General features: G+C 58.3%; 4 protein-coding genes. All 4 read right to left on the bottom strand.

What is annotated here, in order from left to right; translation table 11 throughout:
* The coding region (locus SH809_17300) for a hypothetical protein (protein ID MDZ4701472.1) at positions 1–1,095 on the bottom strand (1,095 nt) is incomplete at its 3' end.
* A complete protein-coding gene (locus tag SH809_17295; GenBank protein MDZ4701471.1) occupies positions 1,092–2,030 on the bottom strand; it encodes a toll/interleukin-1 receptor domain-containing protein in 939 nt (312 codons plus the stop codon). The genes SH809_17295 and SH809_17300, both read right to left, overlap by 4 nt.
* Positions 2,031–2,669: 639 nt before the next feature.
* Positions 2,670–3,632 (bottom strand): electron transfer flavoprotein subunit alpha/FixB family protein, encoded by a 963-nt coding sequence (locus tag SH809_17290; GenBank protein MDZ4701470.1) that lies wholly within the window; start codon positions 3,630–3,632, stop codon positions 2,670–2,672.
* A 145-nt stretch (positions 3,633–3,777) separates the two neighbouring features.
* Complete coding sequence (locus SH809_17285) at positions 3,778–4,527, bottom strand: electron transfer flavoprotein subunit beta/FixA family protein (GenBank protein ID MDZ4701469.1); 750 nt, start codon at positions 4,525–4,527, stop codon at positions 3,778–3,780.
* Between the last annotated feature and the right edge of the window lie 205 nt (positions 4,528–4,732).

The following is a 4,732-nucleotide window of genomic DNA, read 5'->3' as shown; positions in this document are numbered from 1 at the left end:
TTCCAGCGCCAGGCGGTAGGCCGTTTCCGCTTCCCTCAAAAGCCGCAGCCCCGCCTCCCCTTCGCTGCGGAGACCAAGATCATTAAGCGTAAGCCCCAGGTTATTCTGCGTCCTCGCCCAATCCTGCGGCAGCGCCTCCCGCGTTCTGACTTCCAGCGCCAAGCGGTAAGATGCAATGCCCGACTTCAGAAAGCCGGTAGCCACTTCTCCTCCTATGCGAATCCCCTGTTCATACTGAGCCATCCCGATTTCAGTAATTGTAGCAGCCCAATACCATGTATATGAGGTGGTATCCGTGTGACTATGAGCATTCTTATACGCTTCCAGGGCCGCCTCAAAATTGTAATCGGCATAGTGCGCCGACCCCTCATTTCGGTAATCTCGGATTACGTTAAACTGAAGAGTGTCTACTTCTTCTCTTGCGCGCGCTAACACTTCTTCATTCTCCTTTGCTGATTGATTGAAGTGCGCCGCCGCCGCCCCGAATTGGTTCTTCGCAAAAGCAGCCAGCCCGAGCCGGTAGTAGTCCGAGGTCTTGTTTTGCTCCACGTCGGCTATCCACGCATCCACTTCGCTGCGTACCTCCGCTACGCCGCGTCCATACCGCGTAGCCCAGTCGCGCAGCGATCCGCTCAAATCGACGTTGACTTTTGTCTCCCCGGCACGGCTTACTTCTTCACGCGCTTTTTCAGCAACCTCTTGCAGGAAGCCCTCGATGTTTTCGGCTGACAAAAACAGAGGGGATCCTACAGGAAGAAGTTGTATTTCGATCTGGTCGCGCGCTAGATCAGCCGGGATGCGTTGCCCGCCACCTACAGGGCGGTAAATCTGATACCCCGCCTTTTCTATCGACAGCCGCACGTTATCGCCCCCTCGAAACAGTTCCGGTATCGGAATGCTGAAAAATCCATTTGTATTCGTGTCGTCGCTTCCCTGGGACTCCTTGATCACGACAGTAATGCCTTCAGCCGGTTTGCCTTTCTGACCCTTTTCATCGAGCAGCACCACGCTTCCTCGTAGTTCTCGTGCGGGCTGGGCCTGTGCGCTGCCCACCACGAGCATAGACAGCAGTAGTATCGGGGCCGTGCGGTTCATGGCGATCTCCTCATATGATAGGTATTCTTCGTCTCCGGATAGACCAGCATCGGGTCTTCTCGAAGCGGCGCGTATCCTTCTTTTATTCCCTCCAATTCCACCTGGATGTTGCTCGTGCGCAGCTCAAACCGAAATACACCAGAGGCGTCTGTGGTCTCCGGTTGCACTTCTGCTACGTCCAGTAAACGCACTACAACATCTTCTATAGCGTATGGCGTGCCCTCCTCCCGAATAATGCCGGTGACGGTATAGGTTTTTGCATCACTGGGGTCCTCCCTCTGCCACAGATTCGCTAGCTTCTCCGGCACATCCAGTAATAACGTCGTTGTCGTCAAAAGGGCCACAATCAACGTTGCCCAGGTTTGCCATTTCTCTAGCGGCTTCGGTTTCTCCGGCAGGGCAGGTTCTGTCGTTCCCGCTACGTAATCGCCCGCCACCTGAATGACCGTGCCTTGTACGTTCATGACTGGCTGGAAAAAGGTGGCCCTTATCACCTTCGCAACTTCGAAGGGATCGGTTTCTTTCACGGCCCCCAGCTCTCGCACCACCCTACCTTGCTCCTCCGCCCCCACGCGGGGGATCGGCGCTTCGAGGGCGGTGAGTATTTCGCCTTCTGTGCGCACCCCGTTGATAGAACTGAGCACAGCAGGTAGAGGCGTCTCATCCAGGAAATAGGGAATGATGGGCTTCTTCAGCGCAACCGCTGTATTCCACTCCAGCTCCACGAAGTGGGAGTCTTTCGCGCGCTCTGACCAGCAAAGCAGAAAGAAGTCATGGTCACGAACGGCCTCCCCCAGGGCCTTAGGCCACGCATCTCCGCCGTAAAGACTCGCTTGATCGCGCCACACAGCCACGCCCTGATCTTCCAGGCGCTTATGCAGTTGGGCAACGATCTCGTCGTCTCCCTTCGTGTAACTGATGAATACCCTGGGCATATACGGCAGCCGGTCTGCGTGTGGATGCTTGATCGACGATGGTTAACAGAGCCCGAATCATTGGAATATACGGTTAGGACTTTCTTAATTGCTCCCCCTCTCCGTAAACGACGCCGTCTCTCCTACAAAGTCTCTCGTTACGAGCAGGTCGTCAGGGCCGTGCCCCCGAGCTGAAGCACGGGGGCTATTATGCGGCGTCGCGCGGCGACGCCAACCTTTGGTTCAAGGCCGTTTCCGGATTGATAGCTCTTGGGCCCAATCCCATTGAAATAGGGAGGTAATGCGAATCAGGAGTTGAAAGACACAATTTTGCGTGGTTTCAAAGTGCATAACAACTTAAATGCGTCAATAAAGCCCGTCATCCTGGACTTGATCCAGGACCTAGAGAAGCTAGCAACCCCGATTCTGGGTCCTGGGTCGGGGCCCAGAGCCTGCCCCCGGCTTTGACCGGGGGATGACGTTTTGCCCCGTTTTTGACGTTTCAACTCCTGATTCGCATAAGTAATAAATAGACGCGCCCTATGGAACGGATACCCCAGGTCGCCAACAGGAGGTGCGCGTATTTATGCCGAGAAGTCGCTTCAGGGTCACGTTGACCCGCATAAATCTCGAGCGCTAAACCGAACCCTCATTACGGGTTCACCCCTTCACCTTCCTCACCGCCGCCGTCATCGCCGGCAACACCTCAAACACATCCCCCACGATCCCGTAATCCGCCACTTTGAAGATGGGCGCCTCGGGGTCTTTGTTGACGGCGACGATGTACTTCGACGATGACATGCCGGCCACGTGCTGGATCGCGCCGGAGATGCCGCAGGCGATGTAAAGCACGGGAGAGACCGTCTTGCCCGTCTGCCCGATGTGTTCTTCGTGCGGGCGCCAGCCGTCGTCGGATACCGGGCGGCTGCAGCCCGTCGCCGCGCCGAGGGCGCCGGCGAGGTCCTCGATCACGCCCCACTTGTCCGCTCCCTGCAACCCGCGGCCGCCGCTCACGATGATGTCGGCCTCGGTTACGTCCAGCTTGCCGTTTGTCGCGCCTTCGTAGGATTCCACGACCACTTTCGGCTCGGGCACGGCCACCGCGAGAGTCTCGACCTGGCCGGCCACCGGAGCTTCGACCGGCTTAAACGACTTCGACCGCAGCGTGGCGGTCACCACCCGGCTCGTTACGCGGACATCCGCGAGCACTTTGCCGGCGTACATCGGGCGGGTGAAGACGACCGAGGCACCATCCACCCGGAACGCCGTACAGTCCTGCGCCAGGCCGGCGCCCAGCGCCTGCGCCATACGGGCCATCACATCCTTTCCGGTGAACGTCGCCCCCATCAGGATTACCGTAGCGCCTTTCTGCCGGGCGACCTCGGCCGCGGCGGCGGCGTAGGCATCCGGACTGAACTTCGCCAGCTTCGGGTCGTCGACGACCAGGGTCTTCGTGATCCCATACGCCGCGGCCTCGCCGGCGAGCGACGCGACCCCGCTGCCCATCATCAACGCAGCCACCTCTTTCGAGAGCGCTTTACCGAGCGCAACGGCCGCCGTAAACACTTCCTGATTGATCGGGCGAACGCTGCCCTGGAGGATGTCGGTGAAGACGAGGATCATGAGATCAAGGCAAAATGCAAAAGGAAAAGGGAAAAGGAGAAAGGGGAAAGGAAAAAGGGGAAAGGAAAAAGGGGAAAGGAAAAAGGAAAAAGGGGCTTACATCTGGATTTACACCATTTTGCCTTTTCTCTTTTACCTTTTTCCTTCAAATCACCTTCGCTTCTTCGTGCAGCAACCGCACCACTTCGGCGGCGTCGGCGGCTCCGTTTTTAAAGAGTTTGCTGCCGGATTTCTGGGGCGGGAGAGCCATCTTTTCGATGACCAACGCCGGCGCCTGGAGCGCGGGGGTGACGACGTCGATCGCGACGCGTTTCGCCTGCATGATGCCGCGGAGCGAGCGGTAGCGGGGTTCGTTGAGGTGCCGGTTCGCGCCGACGACCGCCGGCAGGCTGAACCGCAGCTTCTCGTGCCCGCCTTCCACTTCACGCAGCGCCGTGGCCCGGGTGCCGTCGATCTCCAGCTTCACCACCACCGTCGCGCAGGGCAGGCCCAGGATCTGGGCGAGGCGCGAGGGCACCTGGCCGTGGTCCGCGTCGATGGCCTGCCGGCCGGTGAAGATGATGTCGAACCCCATTGGCCCGAGGACATCCGCCAGGGCCTTTGCAATAACGGCCGGGTCGGACGGGACGGCGTCGCAATGCACCCGGATCGCCTTGTGCGCCCCCATTGCCAGCGCCTCGCGGATCGTCTTTTCGACGCTCGGCGGGCCCATCACCACCACGGTGACCTCTCCCCCCTTCGTCTCGCTCAGCTTCACCGCCTCCTCGATGGCGAATTCGTCGTAGGGGCTGATGATCCACTGGATGCCGTCTTCCTGAATCGACTTCCCATCCGCCCCGATCGCCACCTTCGTGGTCGTGTCCGGCGTGGCTTTTACACAGACTGCGAGTTTCATAAAGTGATCTCTACTTGCGGTATGCTTCGAATCTGGTGCACAAATTCCGATCACGGGTTAAGGTTCGGGGTTTAAGGTTTAAGGAGTAAAAATCCCTTAAACCTTAAGAAACTGTTGAGATTTGCGTATTGCATAAGGAGCAAGTCATCCCCGCGCAGGCGGGGACCCAGAAAAATGCCAGTCTGATGGCTGGATTACTTCGTAA

The sequence above is a fragment of the Rhodothermales bacterium genome (genome assembly GCA_034439735.1).
In the GTDB taxonomy this organism is placed as follows: Bacteria; Bacteroidota; Rhodothermia; order Rhodothermales; family JAHQVL01; genus JAWKNW01.
Note: the sequence above shows the minus strand (reverse complement) of the source record. Positions and strands in the feature narration are given on the sequence as shown.